Below are 17936 nucleotides of genomic sequence, written 5' to 3'. Positions count from 1 at the left end.
GAGAGTGATTGCTTCTTGGCGCAACAAATGGCCGCTTTTGTCGGCGTATTTCCGTTATCCTGAAGCGATACGCAAACCGATTTACACCACCAATGCGGTGGAAGCGGTACACCGTCAATTCCGCAAGCTGACCAAAACCAAAGGTGCGTTTCCCAATGAGGACAGTCTGCTGAAGCTTTTGTATGTCGGCATCAATAAGGCATCAGAAAAATGGACGATGCCCATACAGAATTGGGGGCAGGCGGTCAGCCAACTTTCCATTTATTTCGAGGGAAGACTCGATGATATAATCAAACTGTAGGATTTAACACTGACACAGAATTTTGAACGCCCTCAAAAGCAACACAAAAAAATTTTCTAAAGAATTTATTTATCTTATTAAATAACCAATACCACACTAATAATTTTTATACTATAATATTTAAAGTATGTTGCTGAAATACAAATATTCAACAAACACGCTCACTTTTTTCTGTATAACACCCACTTTGAGGGGAATTTTCCCATGAAATACTATTTATCTTTGATTGCCGCTGCTGCTTTAACATTGTCTGCTTGTTCACAACAAGCAGCTGCTCCGGCTGAAGCCGTTGCTTCTGCTGCCAGCCAAGTGGCTTCTGCCGTTTCCGGCGCTGCTTCTGAAGTTGCCTCCGCTGTTGCCGGTGCTGCTTCTGAAGTAACTGCAGCAGTTACACCTGCTGCCGAAGGCTGCGAAACCACTGTTGAAGCCAACGATCAATTAAAATACAACGTCAGTCAAATTGACGTCAGCAAAAAATGTACTCAATTTACCATTCATTTGAAAAACGTGGGTACACAACCCAAAACAGCCATGGGTCATAACGTTGTCATCACCAAAGCTGACGACATGAATGCTGTTGCCATGGAAGGCGTTACTTTGGGTCTGGACAAAGAATACCTGAACACCACTGACCCGCGCGTTGTGGCTTACAGCCCGATGATCGGCGGCGGCGAAGAAACTTCTGTTACTTTTGACACCAGCAAAATTGCCAATGGTTCATATGCTTTCTTCTGCACTTTCCCCGGACACAGTGGTACAATGAAAGGCGAAATCAGCTTAGTTGATTAATTTGTGCCTATCTGATCAATAAATTAAATCAATTTATTTTTCAGTTAATACACATATAAGCAAACGATGAAAGGCTGCCTGAAGTTCAGGCAGCCTTTTATTATTTGAATTATCTAAATGTATATAAATCTGAAAATAAAATACAGCTGAATTTTTTTTAAAATGCTTTAAAAAACCCTTTACAAGTTCTGAAAAACCATTATAATAGTCGCTTCTTCACCAGCCCAGGTGGCGAAATTGGTAGACGCAGGGGACTCAAAATCCCCCGCCGCAAGGTGTGTCGGTTCGAGTCCGACCCTGGGCACCAAAGCACATAAAAAAGACATGCTTCAGCATGTTTTTTTATGCCTAAAATTATCTAATATCGTAAACCAAGTATTTAATTATCAATAACTAATCTAAAAATCCTTGCCTTTTTCTTCGCTTCATTTATTTAAAATCATCTAATTAAAACGCATTGTCTATTTTTTACGATACATCACGGTATCCCTGAAAGCTATCCTGTCTTAAGCTTTAAAAACCTGCGTGCCCGCTTTTACCCATGCCCATCCATATTCTATGGAATTCAAAAAGTCAGGGTTGTATGTAGGCAGCCAAAGTATGGTTATAGCCAAACTACTTTCTTTTCATCACGCAGCAATCCGAAACAATCAAGCCCTTACGGCAGAAATCGAAACAAAAAATCATATCCATGTGAAAAAAGTAATCGTTTAGCTATAAAACTATTTGTACGGATATTAAAGACTTGTTATCACTGAAGAAGCCATTGAAAAATGGGTTTCATGGACAAAATTCAGCCCTTCTCAGCCCAAAGGCAAAGGGCTTTCGTAATATTCACCATTTCATTGCCATCATTTATATGGAAATCGACGGATTTGATTTGGTATAACCCACTTGAAATAATAATGAAGAGACAAAAATAAGCGTGTTTTAAACAAACACGCTTATTGTTTATTGACTGAATTTTATTTAACGCTCTTGCTTCATAATGCGCTGTTTTTCCCGCGCCCAATCTTTTTCTTTACTGCTTTGGCGTTTATCGTGCAGTTTCTTACCCTTTGCCAAACCCATATCAATTTTCACGTAGCCGCGGCTGTAGTGCAAATTCAACGGCACCAAGGTGTAGCCGCTGCGTTCGACTTTACCGATGAGTCTGTTGATTTCCGCCTGTTTCAGCAATAATTTGCGCTGGCGGACGGGATCGGGTTTGACGTGAGTAGATGCTGTCGGCAAGGCGGTGATGTGGCTGCCAACCAAATAAAATGCACCGCGTTTCCAGTGAATATAGCCTTCTTTCAGCTGTACGCGTCCGGCACGAATCGCCTTGACTTCCCAGCCGTCCAATACCAAACCGGCTTCAATTTGCTCTTCGATAAAATAATCGTGAAAGGCTTTTCTATTGTTGATAATGCTCATGCTTGTTTTTATGCTTTCAAAATAACAATGTGTATCAGCTCAACAGTAAAATCAGACACACAACCACCGCCGCAACCGCTGCCGCGGCAATAAAAGGCTTGATACCCGCAAATCGCAGCGGTTTAACCTGTCCTTGTAAATATTTATAACCGCTGAGCATGGGGTGAACCAAATTGTGTTTTTTAACAAACAGATAAAACAATACAGACGCAATATGCACAACGATTAACAACAGCAAAATATTAAAAAATTGCACGTGAAAATTGCGGAAAATACTGCCAACATGCTCGCTGACCAAGGCATTCAGGTAGCCTGAATTGGTGAATGTATTTTCATCGGCGGCGAATAAGCCCGTGATTACTTGAACCAAAAGAGCGGCAAGCAAAGCCAATACCGACAATGCGCCTAAAGGATTATGCCCGGGCTGTTCATTTTCATTGAACTGCCCTTTAATGTATCGGGAAATGGCAGACGGACCGCGTACAAATTGACAGAACCGAGCCGTGTCGCTGCCCCAAAACCCCCAGCAAATACGAAACACCACCAAAGCAATCACAAACAAACCCACGCGCAAGTGCCAAGCCAGCCATGAACCGCCCGCTTCTGCACTGTACCACATGAAGGCAATTGCCAAAACCAATGTCCAGTGAAATATTCGTGTCGGCACGTCCCAAACTTTTATTTTTTGCATAATTTTTATCCTTTTTGGTAATGTGTTGTGGCACAATAGATTGTTTGTTTCCACTAAATTTTTAATTATATCTGCGTATTATGACTATGTCTGCGTATTATACCGTAAACCCTGATGAGTTAAAGCGTTGGCAGCAGTACGCCAGGGCAAACTTTCCGTCTCTGTGCCAGCCGCGTCAAAAAGAAAGCCATAAAGGCAGTTTCGGCACACTAGGCATTATCGGCGGTTCAATGGGCATGAGCGGAGCGATTGTGCTGGCGGGCAGTGCCGCTTTAAAAACAGGCTGCGGTAAAGTGTGGCTGGGGTTTCATCAGGATACATTACCCCTACCCTTACTGCTCAACCAACCCGAATTGATGTTAAGCGTTGCCCGTGATTTATTGGCACGCAAAGACATTGATGTTTGGGCTGTTGGCTGCGGCTTGGGTGTCAGTGAAAGTTCGCGTTTGCTGCTGAATGATTTATTGCCCATTCATCAACCAATGGTTTTGGACGCGGATGCATTAAATCTATTGGCAAAACACGCAAATTTAGCCGAAAAAATCCGCAGCCGAAAAGCACCGACTGTTATCACCCCGCATCCGGGAGAAGCGGCGCGATTATTGGATTGCCATGTATTTGATGTACAAGCCAATCGGCAAAGTGCGGTGTTTGAATTATCCAAACAATACAATGCTTGTGTGGTGTTAAAAGGAAGCAGCAGTCTTATCGCTTCACATGCAGAATTCATTGCTTCTCACACAGGCGGTGTCGCAAGAAACACCAGCGGTAATCCGGGCTTGGCAACCGCAGGCAGCGGCGATGTATTAACCGGCATCATCGGCAGTTTATTGACACAAATGCTGAATACACCGATGAGAAATACCCATTTCAGCCCATCGTGGGAGCATTGGTCTAAAGAAAAGCTGAGCGGCGCATATTTTAAAGAAGTCGTGGCAAGTGTATGGCTGCACGGTTTGGCTGCCGATGTTCTGGTAATGAATGGTGTGGGACCGGTTGGTTTAACCGCCGGTGAAATTGCCGATGCCGCCCGCTGGCTGCGCAATCGTTTGGCTGAACAATAAAAAAGGTTGAGTGCACAGAGCATTCAACCTTTTTATTATTTTGTTTTCAGGCAGCCTTTATTGGTTTTTGGCGGCTTCACGTTTTAAAATCACGTATATTTCATCTTTCAAACGCAGCTTTCCACGTTTTAATTCTTCTAATTCTTCCAAACCACTGGTAACCGGGTTGTTTTCCAAACCGCTTATTTTGTCGTCTAATTCATTGTGTTCATTAAACAAACGAGCAAAATGTGCGTCTTCTTGTTTCAGTTTACTGATTAAATCTCGATATTCTGGGAACATGTGTTTTTCCTTGTTTTGGGTTACGGTTGAAATCAAGTTTGAGCGAACCGCCAAGCGGTTCATTGAATAAAATTGTGGTCGCATTATAGCCCAAGCCAGCGGCTGTGCCACTTTAACTTTACCGTTTTTAATGCACAAACAAAACAGATTGCCTGAGAAATTTAACGAAATCAAATAAATCAATGCATCAGGCAATGTGTTTCTATGCTGATATGGGCTTAAATGGGTATAATGCGCAGCTATCTATCTTAAAACACCACCAATTGGGACGATAAAAATGGGTTTTTTACAAGGCAAAAAAATTCTGATTACGGGCATGATTTCCGAGCGTTCAATTGCTTACGGCATTGCCAAAGCGTGCCGTGAACAAGGTGCGGAATTGGCGTTTACGTATGTGGTTGATAAACTCGAAGAACGTGTGCGTAAAATGGCAGCGGCATTGGGTTCGGAGCTGGTATTTCGCTGCGATGTTCAAAATGATGATGAAATCAATCAAACTTTCATTGATTTAGGTAAACATTGGGACGGCTTAGACGGCTTGGTACACGCCATTGCCTTTGCCCCCAAAGAAGCCTTAGACGGCGATTTTCTTGACAGCATCAACCGCGAAGCATTCCGCATTGCACACGAAGTGTCTGCCTACAGCCTGCCCGCGCTGGCAAAAGCCGCCCGCCCAATGATGCAAGGGCGTCATGCGTCAATTTTGGCATTAACTTATCTGGGTGCAGTGCGTGCTATTCCAAATTACAACGTCATGGGTATGGCAAAAGCCAGCTTGGAAGCCGGTATTCGTTTCACTGCCGCTGCTTTGGGTAAAGAAAGCATTCGCTGCAACGGTATTTCTGCCGGTCCCATTAAAACTTTGGCGGCTTCGGGCATTGGCAATTTCGGCAAATTACTGGCACACGTGGCTTCACAAAACCCGATTCGCCGCAATGTCAATATTGATGAAGTTGGTACAGCCGCAGCATTTTTACTGTCGGACTTGGCAAGCGGCATCACCGGTGAAATCACCTATGTAGACGGCGGTTACAGCATCAACGCTTTGGGCGTACCTGAAGACATGGCATAAATCCCGCACAACCATTATTTAAAACCACATTCACCACAGAAAGCATTTTCAGGCAGCCTGAATCATTCAGGCTGCCTGAAAACATCATAAATGGACGCACATTTTATTTGGCTGCTGGGCATCGGTTTTGCCGCCGGTGTCATGGATGCCGCTGTTGGCGGCGGCGGATTATTACAATTACCGGGTTTATTCAATGCCCTGCCTAACGGCACAACCGTTCCTCAAATTATGGGCATCAATAAATTTGCCTCCATTAACGGAACATTAATGGCAGCAGCAACCTATGTCCGCAAAATTACCGTGCCGTGGAAAATGCTGTTGCCGGCAGCGATACTGGCATTTGTGTTTTCATACATCGGCGCAAAATTAGTAACTTATATCCCCACCGCCACAATGAAACCCGCTATTTTGGTATTGCTGGTTGTTATGGTGATTTATACCTTTTTTAAAAAAGATTTGGGGCAAACTGTGCGCACCAGCCGTTTAGTGCGTAAAGAGTATTATCTGGGTTTACTGTTCGGCGCACTCATCGGCTTCTACGACGGCATTTTCGGACCGGGAACAGGCAGCCTGTTGGCGTTTGTCTTTGTCCGTTTTTTTGCCTTTGATTTTTTAACCGCCACGGCATCGGCAAAAGTGATTAATCTCACCACCAATTCAGCCGCTTTATTGTTTTTTATTCCTGCCGGATTCGTTGTGTGGCATTGGGCATTGCCCTTGGCGGTTGCCAATTTAGGCGGCGGTTTTTTGGGTGCTCATTTGGCAATGAGAGGCGGTGCACGCTGGCTGCGCTACGGCTTTATGGCATTGCTGTGTGTGTTAATCGGGCGGTTTGGCTGGGAAATATTAACAGCATAAACCCATTTAATTGAACATTCCGCCGACTATCATAAACAGCGAATGGTTGCGCCAATAAAGAAAAAATGTTTTTTTACAGGCTGCCTGAAAAATAAACGGCATTATTTTACCATTCAGCCATTTTTAAAATTGAATAACCGAGCCACGCATATCAATATTCCACGCAACGCGCAAATGGATATTTAAACCCCCACCCTGTTGCCGAACATTAATACCTTATCCGTTATTGCCCATACGCTTATTGTAAAATAACGCCTTGCATAACCCACAAACTCAATCACAGCAACTAAGCATATGAAACTACATCAACGCATCACCGCCGAAATTGAAGCAGCGTTTACCCAAGCCGGTTTATCAGAGCACCCAATTATCCTTCAACCCGCTAAAAACACCGATTTTGGTGATTTTCAAATCAACGGCGTTATGGGTGCGGCGAAGAAACTCAAACAAAACCCACGTGAATTGGCACAAAAAGTAGCAGACACATTGGTAAACAACGCCATTATTACGCATGCCGAAGTGGCGGGTCCCGGTTTTATTAATTTGCGCTTATCACCTGAATTTTTGGCACAGCAGCTTCAGGCAGCCTTAAATCCTGATTTGAGCATTCAAAAAACCGAATCACCGCAAACAGTGGTAATCGATTATTCCTCACCAAATCTTGCCAAAGAAATGCACGTTGGGCATTTGCGCTCCAGCATTATCGGCGACAGCCTTAACCGTGTTTTGTCGTTTTTGGGGCATCGGGTGATTGCACAAAACCATGTCGGCGATTGGGGAACACAATTTGGTATGCTGGTGGCGTATTTGGTGGCGCAGCAGCAAGCGGGTAATGCCGATTTGGCATTGGCTGATTTGGAAATATTTTACCGTCAAGCCAAAGTGCGTTTTGACGAAGATCCCGCCTTTGCCGACACCGCCCGCGATTATGTTGTGAAGCTTCAAAGCGGCGATGAAACTGTGCTGGCACTGTGGCGGCGATTTGTGTCCGCGTCTTTGCAACATGCTCAAGCTGTCTATGCTGAATTAGGCTTATTGCTTACTGAACAAGATGTTATGGGTGAATCTACCTACAACAACCAGCTTCAGGAAACCGTGGACGAATTGCAAGCCAAAGGTTTGGCAGTGGACGACGATGGCGCGAAAGTGGTGTTTTTAGATGAATTCAAAAACCAAGAGGGTGAACCAGCGGCGTTTATTGTGCAAAAAAAAGGCGGCGGCTTTTTGTATTCCAGCACCGATTTGGCATGTATCCGTTATCGTGTGAATCAACTCAAAGCAAACCGCCTGTTGTATGTGGTGGATGCGCGCCAAAGCCTGCATTTTGCTGAATTATTTACCGTTGCCCGCAAAGCAGACTGGCTGCCTGAAAACATTGCCGCCGAACACATTCCGTTTGGCACCATGATGGGCAAAGACGGCAAACCATTCAAAACCCGCAGCGGCGACACAGTAAAACTCGTGGATTTATTAAACGAGGCGATTGAACGAGCCGCCGCCTTGGTGCGCAGTAAAAATCCAAATCTACCCGAAACAGACGCGCAGCACATTGGTAAAGTTGTGGGTATCGGCGCAATAAAATACGCTGATTTGAGCAAAAACCGAACCAGCGATTATGTATTCGACTGGGAACAAATGTTGTCATTCGAAGGCAATACCGCCCCTTATTTGCAATACGCCTACACCCGAGTACAAAGCGTGTTTCGCAAAGCAGAGACGTGGGATACCAATGCCGCTATCGTTTTAACCGAACCATTGGAAAAACAACTCGCCTTAGAATTGCTCCGATTTGAAGATGTTTTGCAAAACGTGGCAGACACCGCGTATCCGCATTATTTGGCAACCTATTTATACCAAGTGGCAACCTTATTCAGCCGCTTCTATGAAGTCTGCCCAATATTAAAAGCCGATACACAAGCCAAAAACAGCCGTTTACAATTGGCAAAAATAGCGGCGGCAACTCTAAAACAAGGCTTGGCATTGCTGGGAATTGAAACTTTAGAAGTGATGTGATTCGATTAAAGACTCTGGGTTTGGGGCAATTTTAACAAAAGGAATAATATTTATGCCAACAGCAAAAACCATTCAATTATTATTGGAAGACGGTGATTTATCCGGTTTGATGACAATTGAAGACAGCGCGTGGGATGGTATTATGTTTGTCAGCCCCAGAGTCAGAGTAGAAACTTTATTGAGCCAAGAAGAAACCAAGCATTATGGTGTGTATTTTTTATTGTCGGAAGAACAGGTTTATATCGGACAAGCCAGTGAATTGAGTAAGCGTATTAAACAGCATAATGCGGAAAACGGCAAGGAATGGTGGGGCAAATGTTGTTTACTGACCACTAAAGACGATTCATTTAATCGCAGTGCAATTGATTATATTGAATACCAATTAATTGAAAAAGCGAAGTCGGTTACCACTTTACATATAGACAATAAAAAATCAGGCAACCCGCCTAAAGTGAGCCGTTTTGAAAAAACAAAATACGAAAACTATATTGACAACACCTTGCTGTTGCTCGATTTAATTGGTATTGAAGTGTTTAAATCAAAAAAGGCTAAATCCAAAACATCGGCTAAACCATCAAAATCTCCGTCAATAACTCATGAGCCAAGTGAAGAATATAAAAATACAGTTTTTTATATTAAAAGCAAAAAAACAGGTGCAGACGCTTCTGCTGTTTTTCACCCCAACGACAACAGCATGACCTTACAAAAAGGAAGCCGCATTGCAGATGAAACCAAAGCAGATTTTTGTTATCATCAATATGATTTTGAATTTGAAAATAGAATTTTAATGCGGGATTTGCATATATCCAGTCCGTCAATGGCAGTTCGAATCATCTCACAAACCCGTAACGGCTCTAATGGCTGGCAAACATGGAAAGATGAAAACGGAAAAACTTTAGATGAACGTTATCGCAAAGACAATGCAAAATAATAAACGGATACACAACGCATAAGCTGGCACGCCCACGGGGATTCGAACCCCGGTTGCCGCCGTGAAAGGGCAGTGTCCTAGGCCTCTAGACGATGGGCGCGTTTAGAAGAGCGCGAATTCTAAGCGGGTAAATTGTATTTGTCAATGCAGTGCTTAACTTATATGCAAGAACAACCGAATAATATTTTTGCTGCGCCCAAAGCTGCTCCCTGAAAAATAAGGCAATCCAACAGCAATTCAGAAAAAACGAAAAACCAATATGATAATCAAACATTTAACCAATATTTAAATGCTCAGAAATTCAAAAAATAAAAATTTGATAATGTGTAAACAACACGGTAACCTTACAACCATATGTTTGTATTTCAACTATTATTCAAAGAGCCGTCTGAACAAATCAGGCGGTTCTTACTATATTGCTGCACTGCAATCACACTCGTCTGACTTCAATCACACCTTTCACATCATTCAAACTCGTCATGACTCTGGGTAATTCATTGATTTGCTTAATTTCCAAAGTAAAACGCATCATGGCTTCCAAATCTTTGGATTGGGTTTGAACCGCAGTAACATTCAGCTTATTGCGTGATAATGCATCAGATACATCGCGTAGCAACCCGTTGCGGTCTTGTGCACGGATTTCCAAATCAATGGCAAAAACCTGGTTGTCTGCTTGCCCCGCCCAAGAAACATTCATCACTTTTTCCGGCGCTTGTTTTGCCGACTGCAAAAAAGAAGGGCATGAATGGCGATGCACTGAAATGCCGCGCTCTCGGGTAACAAAGCCAACAATATCATCACCCGGCGCAGGTTTGCAGCATTTGGCTAAAGTAGTGAACAACCCACCTTCACCATCCACCAAAATCCCGTTTTTACGCTCTTTGATTTTACTGCGTTTCACGATGGATTCGGCATTCACGGGCGCGGGCGGCGGCTCATTCAGCGTACCGGCTGCTTTTTGTATGGCGCGCGAAGATACTTCCCCTTGACCCAAGGCAGTGTATAAATCATCAATTTTTCCAAAACCCAAAATTTCGGTGAGCTTATGCAAATTGGGTTTTGGCTGAATTTTAAGCAATTGTTTTTCTAATAAATGCCTTCCGCTTTCACGCACTGACTCAACATTTTGCTGGCGAATGAACGAGCGGATTTTGCCGATGGCTTTATGGCTTTTCACCCAGCCGTCATGCAGCCAATTGACTGAAGGTGCACCCTCTTTTGCCGCAATAATTTCCACACGCTGACCATTTTCCAATGGTGTGGACAACGGCACAATTTGCCCGTCCACCTTTGCGCCTCGGCAGCGATTGCCCAAATCGCTGTGCAACGCATAGGCAAAATCAATCGGCGTTGAGCCAATGGGCAAAGCAAATACTTTACCGTGCGGCGTTAATACATAAATAGTATCGTTGAATAATTCAGTTTGAAACGCGCCTGCCAAATCTTCGCGTTCGGATTCCGCCATGTTTTCACGCCAATCCAAAAGCTGCCGCAGCCACGCAATTTTTTGTTCATATGCACTATTGCCTTTGCCGCCCTCTTTGTAACGCCAGTGTGCCGCCACACCGAATTCGGCAAAACGATGCATATCAAAAGTGCGGATTTGAATTTCCACCCCCTTGTCTTCCGGACCAATCACCACAGTATGCAAACTTCGGTAATCATTGGCTTTTGGGTGCGCAATATAATCGTCAAATTCCCCGGGAACAGGCTGCCACAAATTATGCACAATCCCGAGTGTCGCATAACAATCGGCAACCGTATCGACCAAAACACGCACAGCACGAATATCGTACAAGCCGTCGAAATCCACCTTTTTCTTCACCATTTTTCGGTAAATAGAGTAGATGTGTTTGGGTCTGCCCGCCACATCACAATGCACATTCAGCTTTGCCAATTCATTTTTTACTGTTTGCACAAAATGCTCAATGTACTCCAGCCGCTCCACCCGTTTTTCGTCCAGCAAACAAGCGATACGTTTGTACTCTTCAGGATTCTGGTGGCGAAAGCCCAAATCTTCCAACTGCCATTTGAGCTGCCACACACCCAAGCGATTTGCCAAAGGCGCAAAAATATCTAAAGTTTCTTTGGCAATACTGCGTTTCAACTCATCGTTGTGAACATGCCCCAAATACACCATGGTACGCGTGCGTAGTGCCAATTTAATCAGTACCACACGAATATCAGACACCATTGCCAGCAGCATTTGCCGCATGGCTTCGGCTTGTTGTTTCCGCTCTTCGGGTGTTGCCAAAGCATCAACTCTGGCAAATTCAGTCAGCCGCTGTACTTGATCCAGACCACGCACCAATTGCACAACATTTTCACCGCAATTTTCGGTAACCACCGTTTGCCAATCAGGCAAACACTTGGGTAAATGTACCAGCAATACAGCAGCAACCGCGTCCGGCAGCAAATCCATATCCGCAACAATTTTGGCAGCGGCAGACACATTGTGCCAAACCGGCTCGCCCACTTGTGTGCGTATTTCATCGGTATAGTATTGCCGTGCCAAACGACCGGCTGCCTGAAGCTGCTCATACGCTTGCTCAGTGGAATGTTCAATATAAGCATGAAGCCAAGCATCAAAATCCCTGTCTTCCGCCACTGTTGTCGGTGTATCTGTGATGTGTGCCATAATTGATAATGAATCCATTGTTTTATACTGCCAAGCAATCGCTCAATCACACCAAAACGCTTTTGCTTTTTCAGGCAGCCTGTTGCAGAAAGATTGATTTTTCATGCAGCACCCCGCGTTATTTGAACCATCTGTACACCCCCAACCAACTGCGTCCAAATCTGCCTGAAATAAGCATTTAATGCTATCATGCGCCAATATTTTTGTCTTATTCAAATTAACGATAACTTTATTACTCCGAACAGCCAAAGGCACTTTTTTTATGTTCACACATCCCGAAGTCATGGGCGTTGAGGCACTTGCTGCCAAAATCCGTAAAATCCCGCATTGGCCGCAAAACGGCATTCTGTTTCACGACATCACCCCAATATTACAAAGCCCGCGGCATTTTCGTCTGCTGGTGGATTTATTGGTGTACCGCTACATGGGGCAAGAAATTGATGTTGTGGCGGGCTTAGATGCGCGCGGCTTTATTATCGGCGCAGCATTGGCGTATCAATTAAATGTTGGTTTTGTGCCGATACGCAAAAAAGGTAAACTCCCGTTCACCACCGTTTCGGAAAGTTATGCTTTGGAATACGGCGAAGCCACCATCGAAATACACACTGATGCCGTTAAAAAAGGAGCGCGCGTATTGCTGGTGGACGATTTGGTGGCTACCGGCGGCACAATGCTGGCAGGCATCAAGCTCATTCAACGTTTGGGTGCAACGGTTTTGGAAGCCGCTGCCATTTTAGAATTCACCGATTTACCCGGCGGTGAGAATATCCGTAAAGAAGGCGTATCGTTGTTTACTCTGTATCAAAACGACGGCAGCATTCACAGCGATGCTTGATTGATGTATTTACGTTCAGATTACCAAAAATTTAACCACTCTTTGGGTATTACAGAAATGAATTTTATTTTTTAGGCTGCCTGAAAGCATTTTTGTCTCTTTTTCAATTCTCAAAACCGAAAATAGAATAGGTACAGTAATCCGCCTGCTGACGAGACAGAACGAGAAACAACATCTTACTGATTTTTTGCTCGCAGCAGCCTTATTAAAAAAATACCAAAAACCAGACACCATTTTTTGTATTCAAAATCACAACCCAATATCAAACACATCATGACACCCGCCATTCAACTCATTGTCGGCTTAGGAAATCCCGGAGCCGAATATGCCGACACCCGCCACAACGTCGGCTTCTGGTTTATTGATGCCATTGCACAATCACACAAAGCCGTTTGGCGCGAAGAAAAGAAATTTTTCGGTGATGTTTCACGAACGCGCATCAATGGCAGCGATATTTACCTGCTTAAACCCAATACCTACATGAACCATTCCGGCAGAGCAGTACAAGCCTTGTCATCATTTTATAAAATCCCGCCGCATGCCATACTGGCGGTACACGATGAATTGGACATTCCCTGCGGACGGATACGCTTCAAAAAAGGCGGCGGCAACGGCGGACACAACGGTTTAAAAGACATTCAAGCGCAATTGGGAACACCTGATTTTTGCCGTTTGCGTTTTGGCATTGACCACCCGGGAGAAAAGCACTTGGTCGTAAACTATGTTTTGAATGCACCGCGCCAAGAAGAGCGTGAACGCATCAATAAAGCCATCATCACCGCCCAAGAAACCTTACCTTTATTAATTACGGGCGATTTCGCCGCCGCACAGCAGCAATTGCACAGTGATAAAAACGAGTAAATTATTGCTCAAAACGGACGAATGCAAAAAAGAACTTGTATCATTAAAAACACAATTTTCCGTTACTTTGACGCAACCAACATTAAAGATTGCCTGTGGCTTCATTCAAACTCTCTGATGTATTACAGCGTTGGCGGCAAAAAATGCCCACACAAGAAGCCATTTTCGCTTCTCGCTGGCTCAAACCGTTAGCCCCTTGGTTTGATAAACCTGAATTCTGGCATTTAAACCGCCGTAAAGCGGCTTCCTCCGTTGCCATCGGCTTGTTTTGCGGTCTTCTGCCCGCACCCACGCAAATGATCAGTGCCTTATTGGCAGCTTATGCGCGGCGCACCAACTTGCCTCTGGCAGTGCTGACCACACTCTACACCAACCCATTTACTTTTTTCCCTTTGTATTACGTTGCCTACCACATCGGACATTGGCTTTTGTATCAACAGCAACCTGATACCGCCTTGATTTTTCCCGATTGGCACAGCACACATTATTGGCAAGATGTTTGGTTGTGGTTGTTGCAATTCGGTAAACCCTTGCTGGTGGGCGTACCCATTTTGGGCGCGATTTTCGCACTCATCGGCTATACCGTTGTCTGGTGGTCATGGCGTTGGTACACACTGTGGAAACAACGAACCCGTGCGCATTTATCCTGAATAATGATAAAAAAAATCCACATTCGGGTTTATAATGCGCTGCCCATACAAAAATTTTAAGCAGCAGTTTAAATCCGTATTTGAAGATTACCAACCAACATTTCTGACAACCATTTCTGAGGTCCCTGCCATGTCTTCTTCCCCCGATGACAACACGATAACAAACGAAACCGACAAAATAAGCAGAAATAAAACAGGCATGAGTTTAATTGCCAAGATTTTTTTAGGTTTATTGATTTTATTGTTTGTTGTGGCAACTGGTTTTGTAATCAGTGCATGGCTTGCCTTAAGCCGGGTTGATGATACATTGAAGGCCTCAGATACCAGCTCGGCAAGTACCACAGTGGAAACACTCAAACCCGCCGGTGCCAACCAAGCCATACCGGTTTACACACCCGATTCACAGAATGCGGCAGCAAGCGGTACTTACAACACAGCCAAACCAACAGGAAACACCTCGCCGTCCACACCGGCAGGTACGCCCGTTTTACCGACCAACACCAAGCAAAACGCAGCGGCAAAACCCAAAGAAATACTGGATAATTTATTTTAAAGCCATTCAAAATAAAATCGGTTTTACAGCAAAGGGCTGAACAGGCGCACGATGTTTTCAGGCAGCCGCCACCATTTGGCACGCGCCTGCCATGCTTTCAGCTCAACACAATGACAATCTTGTAGATATTTATTCTGCAATGCTTTGATTTCACGGGTTATATTAGCATCATAAATCGCCAAACTGATTTCCAAATTCAGATAAAAACTGCGCATATCCATATTAACCGTGCCGAATAAAGTATATTTTTCATCAATGGTTAACGTTTTGGCATGCAGCAATCCGCCGTGAAACAAGGCAATTTTTACACCGGCTTTCAACAGGCGCGGATAGTAAGCACGTGAAGCATATTTCACCAATACAGAATCCACTGCTTTTGGCACAATTAAAGTAACCGCCACCCCGCGCTGTGCCGCTGTGGTTAAAGCCAGCAGCAATGTATTATCCGGCACAAAATACGGCGTGGTAATGGTGATGCTGTGTGCAGCAGCATAAACAGCGCAAATAATCGCGGTGTAAACCGCATCACCTTGACCGGGTCCTGACGGAATCACTTGTGTTGTGATATTGGATTGGCTTGTTTCTGACGCACACGGCAGTTTCAGGGAGCTTTTACCGTATTCAGCCAGCCAAAGCTGCACTTTTTTAAAATTTTCCTCGGTTTCCACCGCCATATCCACCGCAAATACCGCTGCCAAAGCATCAACCACGCTGCCTTCACAACGCATCATCACATCAACCCACTGCCCAACATTTGCTTTTTGTTTAAAATAACGGGCATCCACCAAATTAAAACTGCCAATATAAGCCACGCTTTTATCAATCACCATGATTTTTCGGTGATTACGCAAATCGGCGCGCACAAACAAACTGCGCCACAAGCGCACGGGCAACGCCTCGGTTAAAGTAACTCCCGCCATGCGCAATCGGCTTATCCACGCACTGCGCCAAAAAGCAGCACTGCCAACGGCATCAGCCACAATACTGCACACCACCCCACGCTGAGCCGCCTGAACCACCGCTTCCAACAAATCCTGCACTGCGCCTTGTGCATCAATAATGTAAAACGCCAATAAACAACTGTGTTTGGCTGCCTGAATATCCTGCTTCATGGCAGCGAGAATGGTTTCATCGGTATCCAGCAACACCATACTGTTATCGGCAGTCGGCATCAATCCGGTTGTCCCTGCGGCTGCAACACTCATGCCGCGATAATTTTCATCAAGTTTTTGTTCGATTTGCTGACCGCTTAACAGCAATTGGCGGCTGAATTCGCGGAAAAACTGCGTCATTTCTTCTTGCCGGTTCAGCCGTGTTTTACTCAGCCGCGGCTCACCCACCAGCAAATAAGCAATCACCCCAATTAAAGGAAAACTGAACAACACCACCAGCCACGCCACACTCACGCCAATATCACGCTGCCGATACAACACACGAATCGCCAATGCCAACACCAAAACAAAATGGGCAGCCAGCAGCACTTCTCCCCAAGCAACAGAAAACAACATAGTTATTTTTCCCAATCGAACATCAACAAAATTACTTTTTTCAGTCGGCGCGAATCGCATCAACTGCCTGCTGCAAAGATTCCACACCAACAATATTCAATTTCGGAAAATCACTTTTTTGGCGCGGTAAATTGGCTTTCGGCACAATGGCATGAGTAAATCCCAGTTTCTCCGCCTCGCGCAATCGCTCCTGCCCGCGCGCCACAGGGCGCACTTCACCGGACAAACCAACTTCGCCGAATGCCACCATTTTTTCCGGCAAAGGACGGTTGCGATAGCTGGAAAGCATTGCCAGAATCACCGCCAAATCAGCGGCGGGTTCACTGATTTTCACACCGCCCACCGCGTTTAAAAACACATCTTGATCAAAGCAGGCAATACCGGCATGACGGTTTAACACTGCCAACAGCATCGCCAAGCGTTCCTGCGCCAAACCCACCGTCAGCCGTTTTGGGGTAAACCCGTGTGCATCGTCCACCAAGGCTTGAATTTCCACCAGCAGCGGGCGAGATCCCTCTTGTGTTACCAACACGCAAGAACCCGGCACATCATCGCGGTAGCTTGACAAAAAAATCGCCGACGGATTGGAAACGCCTTTCAAGCCGCGCTCGGTCATCGCAAACAAACCCAACTCATTTGCCGCACCAAAACGGTTTTTAATGGCACGTATCATGCGGTAGCTGGAATGCGTATCACCTTCAAAATACAACACCGTATCCACCATGTGTTCCAATACACGAGGCCCCGCGATTGATCCGTCTTTGGTAACATGCCCCACCAAAATAATGGCAATGCCCATTTGTTTTGCCATGCGCGTTAATTGCGCCGCACACTCACGCACCTGCGACACCGAACCGGGCGCAGAAGTGATGTTGTCGGAATACAGCGTTTGAATGGAATCAATCACCGCCACTTTGGGCTGGTGCTGACGCAAAGCGGCAATAATCGCTTCCAAGCGAATTTCTGCCAGCAATTGCACCCCTTCCGCATCGACGTCTAAGCGTTGTACCCGCAATGCCACCTGCTGCGCCGACTCTTCACCCGACACATACAATACACGCATGGTTTTTGCCATTTTCGCAGCAGCTTGCAGCAATAAAGTCGATTTGCCGATACCGGGGTCGCCGCCCAACAGAATCACCGCACCGTCCACCAAACCGCCGCCCAATACCCGATCCAGCTCGCTCATGCCCACCGCACTGCGCGGCACTTCAACGGCAGTAACCTGTGCCAAATTTTGTACCTTGCCTTCTTCCGCCGCCCATGATTGAAAACGCTGATTACTCGGCGGAGGCAATACGCTGGTTTCTTCCAAAGTATTCCATTCGCCGCAATGCGGACACCGTCCCTGCCATTTCGGCGATGTACCGCCGCAAGCAGTGCATTGGTATTGGTTTTTTGCTTTTGCCATAATATAGATGATTGGAGGCTGAAAATGGATTCGATTATAACAGGCTGCCTGAAAGCCGTTATA

The 17936-nt window shown here is 45.2% G+C and carries 17 protein-coding genes and 2 tRNA genes; 12 read left to right on the top strand and 7 right to left on the bottom strand.

What is annotated here, in order from left to right; genetic code table 11:
* The 3 genes from Q384_RS03460 to Q384_RS03450 all read left to right on the top strand — a co-directional run.
* Window positions 1–301: transposase (locus tag Q384_RS03460; protein ID WP_169740829.1), on the top strand; the 301-nt coding region annotated here is incomplete at its 5' end.
* Between the two features lie 204 nt (window positions 302–505).
* Window positions 506–1090 (top strand): azurin, encoded by a 585-nt coding sequence (gene azu / locus Q384_RS03455; protein ID WP_037585972.1) that lies wholly within the window; start codon window positions 506–508, stop codon window positions 1088–1090.
* Window positions 1091–1312: 222 nt separating this feature from the next.
* A tRNA-Leu gene (locus Q384_RS03450) sits at window positions 1313–1397 on the top strand.
* Between the two features lie 662 nt (window positions 1398–2059).
* Here Q384_RS03450 and smpB read toward each other — a convergent pair.
* Window positions 2060–2506 (bottom strand): SsrA-binding protein SmpB, encoded by a 447-nt coding sequence (smpB, locus tag Q384_RS03445; RefSeq protein ID WP_037585971.1) that lies wholly within the window; start codon window positions 2504–2506, stop codon window positions 2060–2062.
* A 34-nt stretch (window positions 2507–2540) separates the two neighbouring features.
* Window positions 2541–3200 carry a cytochrome b/b6 domain-containing protein gene (locus Q384_RS03440; RefSeq protein WP_037585993.1) on the bottom strand — a complete coding sequence of 220 codons (660 nt, stop codon included), beginning with the start codon at window positions 3198–3200 and terminating at the stop codon, window positions 2541–2543.
* Window positions 3201–3283: 83 nt separating this feature from the next.
* Between Q384_RS03440 and Q384_RS03435 the strand changes: the two genes are divergently transcribed.
* The gene (locus tag Q384_RS03435) at window positions 3284–4261 is read left to right on the top strand and encodes an NAD(P)H-hydrate dehydratase (RefSeq protein WP_156956426.1); all 978 of its coding nucleotides are present in this window, start codon (window positions 3284–3286) and stop codon (window positions 4259–4261) included.
* A gap of 57 nt (window positions 4262–4318) precedes the next feature.
* Here the strand turns inward: Q384_RS03435 and Q384_RS03430 are convergent, their stop codons facing one another.
* Window positions 4319–4543: an HP1242/YdcH family protein gene (locus Q384_RS03430; RefSeq protein WP_037585992.1), complete on the bottom strand. Its 225-nt coding sequence runs from the start codon at window positions 4541–4543 to the stop codon at window positions 4319–4321.
* Window positions 4544–4820: 277 nt separating this feature from the next.
* On the opposite strand from Q384_RS03430, the gene fabI reads away from it, so the two are divergent.
* The 4 genes from fabI to Q384_RS12580 all read left to right on the top strand — a co-directional run bounded on the left by fabI (window position 4821) and on the right by Q384_RS12580 (window position 9417).
* Complete coding sequence (gene fabI / locus Q384_RS03425) at window positions 4821–5615, top strand: enoyl-ACP reductase FabI (protein ID WP_037585968.1); 795 nt, start codon at window positions 4821–4823, stop codon at window positions 5613–5615.
* 90 nt (window positions 5616–5705) lie between these two features.
* The gene (locus Q384_RS03420; RefSeq protein ID WP_037585967.1) at window positions 5706–6473 is read left to right on the top strand and encodes a sulfite exporter TauE/SafE family protein; all 768 of its coding nucleotides are present in this window, start codon (window positions 5706–5708) and stop codon (window positions 6471–6473) included.
* 294 nt (window positions 6474–6767) lie between these two features.
* The gene (gene argS, locus Q384_RS03415; protein ID WP_037585966.1) at window positions 6768–8486 is read left to right on the top strand and encodes an arginine--tRNA ligase; all 1719 of its coding nucleotides are present in this window, start codon (window positions 6768–6770) and stop codon (window positions 8484–8486) included.
* A gap of 52 nt (window positions 8487–8538) precedes the next feature.
* A complete protein-coding gene (locus tag Q384_RS12580; protein WP_051940373.1) occupies window positions 8539–9417 on the top strand; it encodes a GIY-YIG nuclease family protein in 879 nt (292 codons plus the stop codon).
* A gap of 24 nt (window positions 9418–9441) precedes the next feature.
* Here Q384_RS12580 and Q384_RS03405 read toward each other — a convergent pair.
* Both Q384_RS03405 and Q384_RS03400 read right to left on the bottom strand, forming a co-directional pair.
* Window positions 9442–9517: transfer RNA gene (locus Q384_RS03405), tRNA-Glu, on the bottom strand.
* A 330-nt stretch (window positions 9518–9847) separates the two neighbouring features.
* Entirely contained in the window at window positions 9848–12073 is a 2226-nt protein-coding gene (locus Q384_RS03400) for a RelA/SpoT family protein (RefSeq protein WP_245608499.1), read from the bottom strand.
* A gap of 244 nt (window positions 12074–12317) precedes the next feature.
* Here Q384_RS03400 and Q384_RS03395 point away from each other — a divergent pair, with 244 nt between their 5' ends.
* From Q384_RS03395 to Q384_RS03380, 4 genes are all read left to right on the top strand, one after another.
* Window positions 12318–12890 (top strand): adenine phosphoribosyltransferase, encoded by a 573-nt coding sequence (locus Q384_RS03395; RefSeq protein ID WP_037585989.1) that lies wholly within the window; start codon window positions 12318–12320, stop codon window positions 12888–12890.
* A gap of 273 nt (window positions 12891–13163) precedes the next feature.
* Window positions 13164–13751, top strand: coding sequence for an aminoacyl-tRNA hydrolase (gene pth, locus Q384_RS03390; RefSeq protein ID WP_037585965.1), 588 nt, complete (start codon window positions 13164–13166; stop codon window positions 13749–13751).
* A gap of 95 nt (window positions 13752–13846) precedes the next feature.
* A complete protein-coding gene (locus Q384_RS03385; protein WP_245608498.1) occupies window positions 13847–14401 on the top strand; it encodes a DUF2062 domain-containing protein in 555 nt (184 codons plus the stop codon).
* 130 nt (window positions 14402–14531) lie between these two features.
* Window positions 14532–14954: a hypothetical protein gene (locus Q384_RS03380; RefSeq protein WP_156956423.1), complete on the top strand. Its 423-nt coding sequence runs from the start codon at window positions 14532–14534 to the stop codon at window positions 14952–14954.
* Window positions 14955–14977: 23 nt separating this feature from the next.
* Here Q384_RS03380 and cls read toward each other — a convergent pair whose 3' ends face one another.
* Together cls and radA are read right to left on the bottom strand one after the other, a co-directional pair.
* Entirely contained in the window at window positions 14978–16462 is a 1485-nt protein-coding gene (gene cls, locus Q384_RS03375; RefSeq protein ID WP_037585987.1) for a cardiolipin synthase, read from the bottom strand.
* Between the two features lie 40 nt (window positions 16463–16502).
* On the bottom strand, window positions 16503–17873 hold the full coding sequence (gene radA, locus Q384_RS03370) for a DNA repair protein RadA (RefSeq protein WP_037585961.1): 1371 nt from the start codon (window positions 17871–17873) through the stop codon (window positions 16503–16505).
* Window positions 17874–17936 lie beyond the last annotated feature (63 nt).

The organism is Stenoxybacter acetivorans DSM 19021, from assembly GCF_000745895.1.
Lineage (GTDB): Bacteria > Pseudomonadota > Gammaproteobacteria > Burkholderiales > Neisseriaceae > Stenoxybacter > Stenoxybacter acetivorans.
Note: the sequence above shows the minus strand (reverse complement) of the source record. Positions and strands in the feature narration are given on the sequence as shown.

What these genes read in the sequence shown, in the direction of transcription:
- azu (WP_037585972.1), top strand. Translation starts at nt 506, where the DNA reads ATGAAATACTATTTATCTTTGATTGCCGCTGCTGCTTTAACATTGTCT.
- smpB (WP_037585971.1), bottom strand. Translation starts at nt 2,506, where the DNA reads ATGAGCATTATCAACAATAGAAAAGCCTTTCACGATTATTTTATCGAA.
- Q384_RS03435 (WP_156956426.1), top strand. Translation starts at nt 3,284, where the DNA reads ATGTCTGCGTATTATACCGTAAACCCTGATGAGTTAAAGCGTTGGCAG.
- Q384_RS03430 (WP_037585992.1), bottom strand. Translation starts at nt 4,543, where the DNA reads ATGTTCCCAGAATATCGAGATTTAATCAGTAAACTGAAACAAGAAGAC.
- fabI (WP_037585968.1), top strand. Translation starts at nt 4,821, where the DNA reads ATGGGTTTTTTACAAGGCAAAAAAATTCTGATTACGGGCATGATTTCC.
- Q384_RS03420 (WP_037585967.1), top strand. Translation starts at nt 5,706, where the DNA reads ATGGACGCACATTTTATTTGGCTGCTGGGCATCGGTTTTGCCGCCGGT.
- argS (WP_037585966.1), top strand. Translation starts at nt 6,768, where the DNA reads ATGAAACTACATCAACGCATCACCGCCGAAATTGAAGCAGCGTTTACC.
- Q384_RS12580 (WP_051940373.1), top strand. Translation starts at nt 8,539, where the DNA reads ATGCCAACAGCAAAAACCATTCAATTATTATTGGAAGACGGTGATTTA.
- Q384_RS03400 (WP_245608499.1), bottom strand. Translation starts at nt 12,073, where the DNA reads ATGGATTCATTATCAATTATGGCACACATCACAGATACACCGACAACA.
- Q384_RS03395 (WP_037585989.1), top strand. Translation starts at nt 12,318, where the DNA reads ATGTTCACACATCCCGAAGTCATGGGCGTTGAGGCACTTGCTGCCAAA.
- pth (WP_037585965.1), top strand. Translation starts at nt 13,164, where the DNA reads ATGACACCCGCCATTCAACTCATTGTCGGCTTAGGAAATCCCGGAGCC.
- Q384_RS03380 (WP_156956423.1), top strand. Translation starts at nt 14,532, where the DNA reads ATGTCTTCTTCCCCCGATGACAACACGATAACAAACGAAACCGACAAA.
- cls (WP_037585987.1), bottom strand. Translation starts at nt 16,462, where the DNA reads ATGTTGTTTTCTGTTGCTTGGGGAGAAGTGCTGCTGGCTGCCCATTTT.
- radA (WP_037585961.1), bottom strand. Translation starts at nt 17,873, where the DNA reads ATGGCAAAAGCAAAAAACCAATACCAATGCACTGCTTGCGGCGGTACA.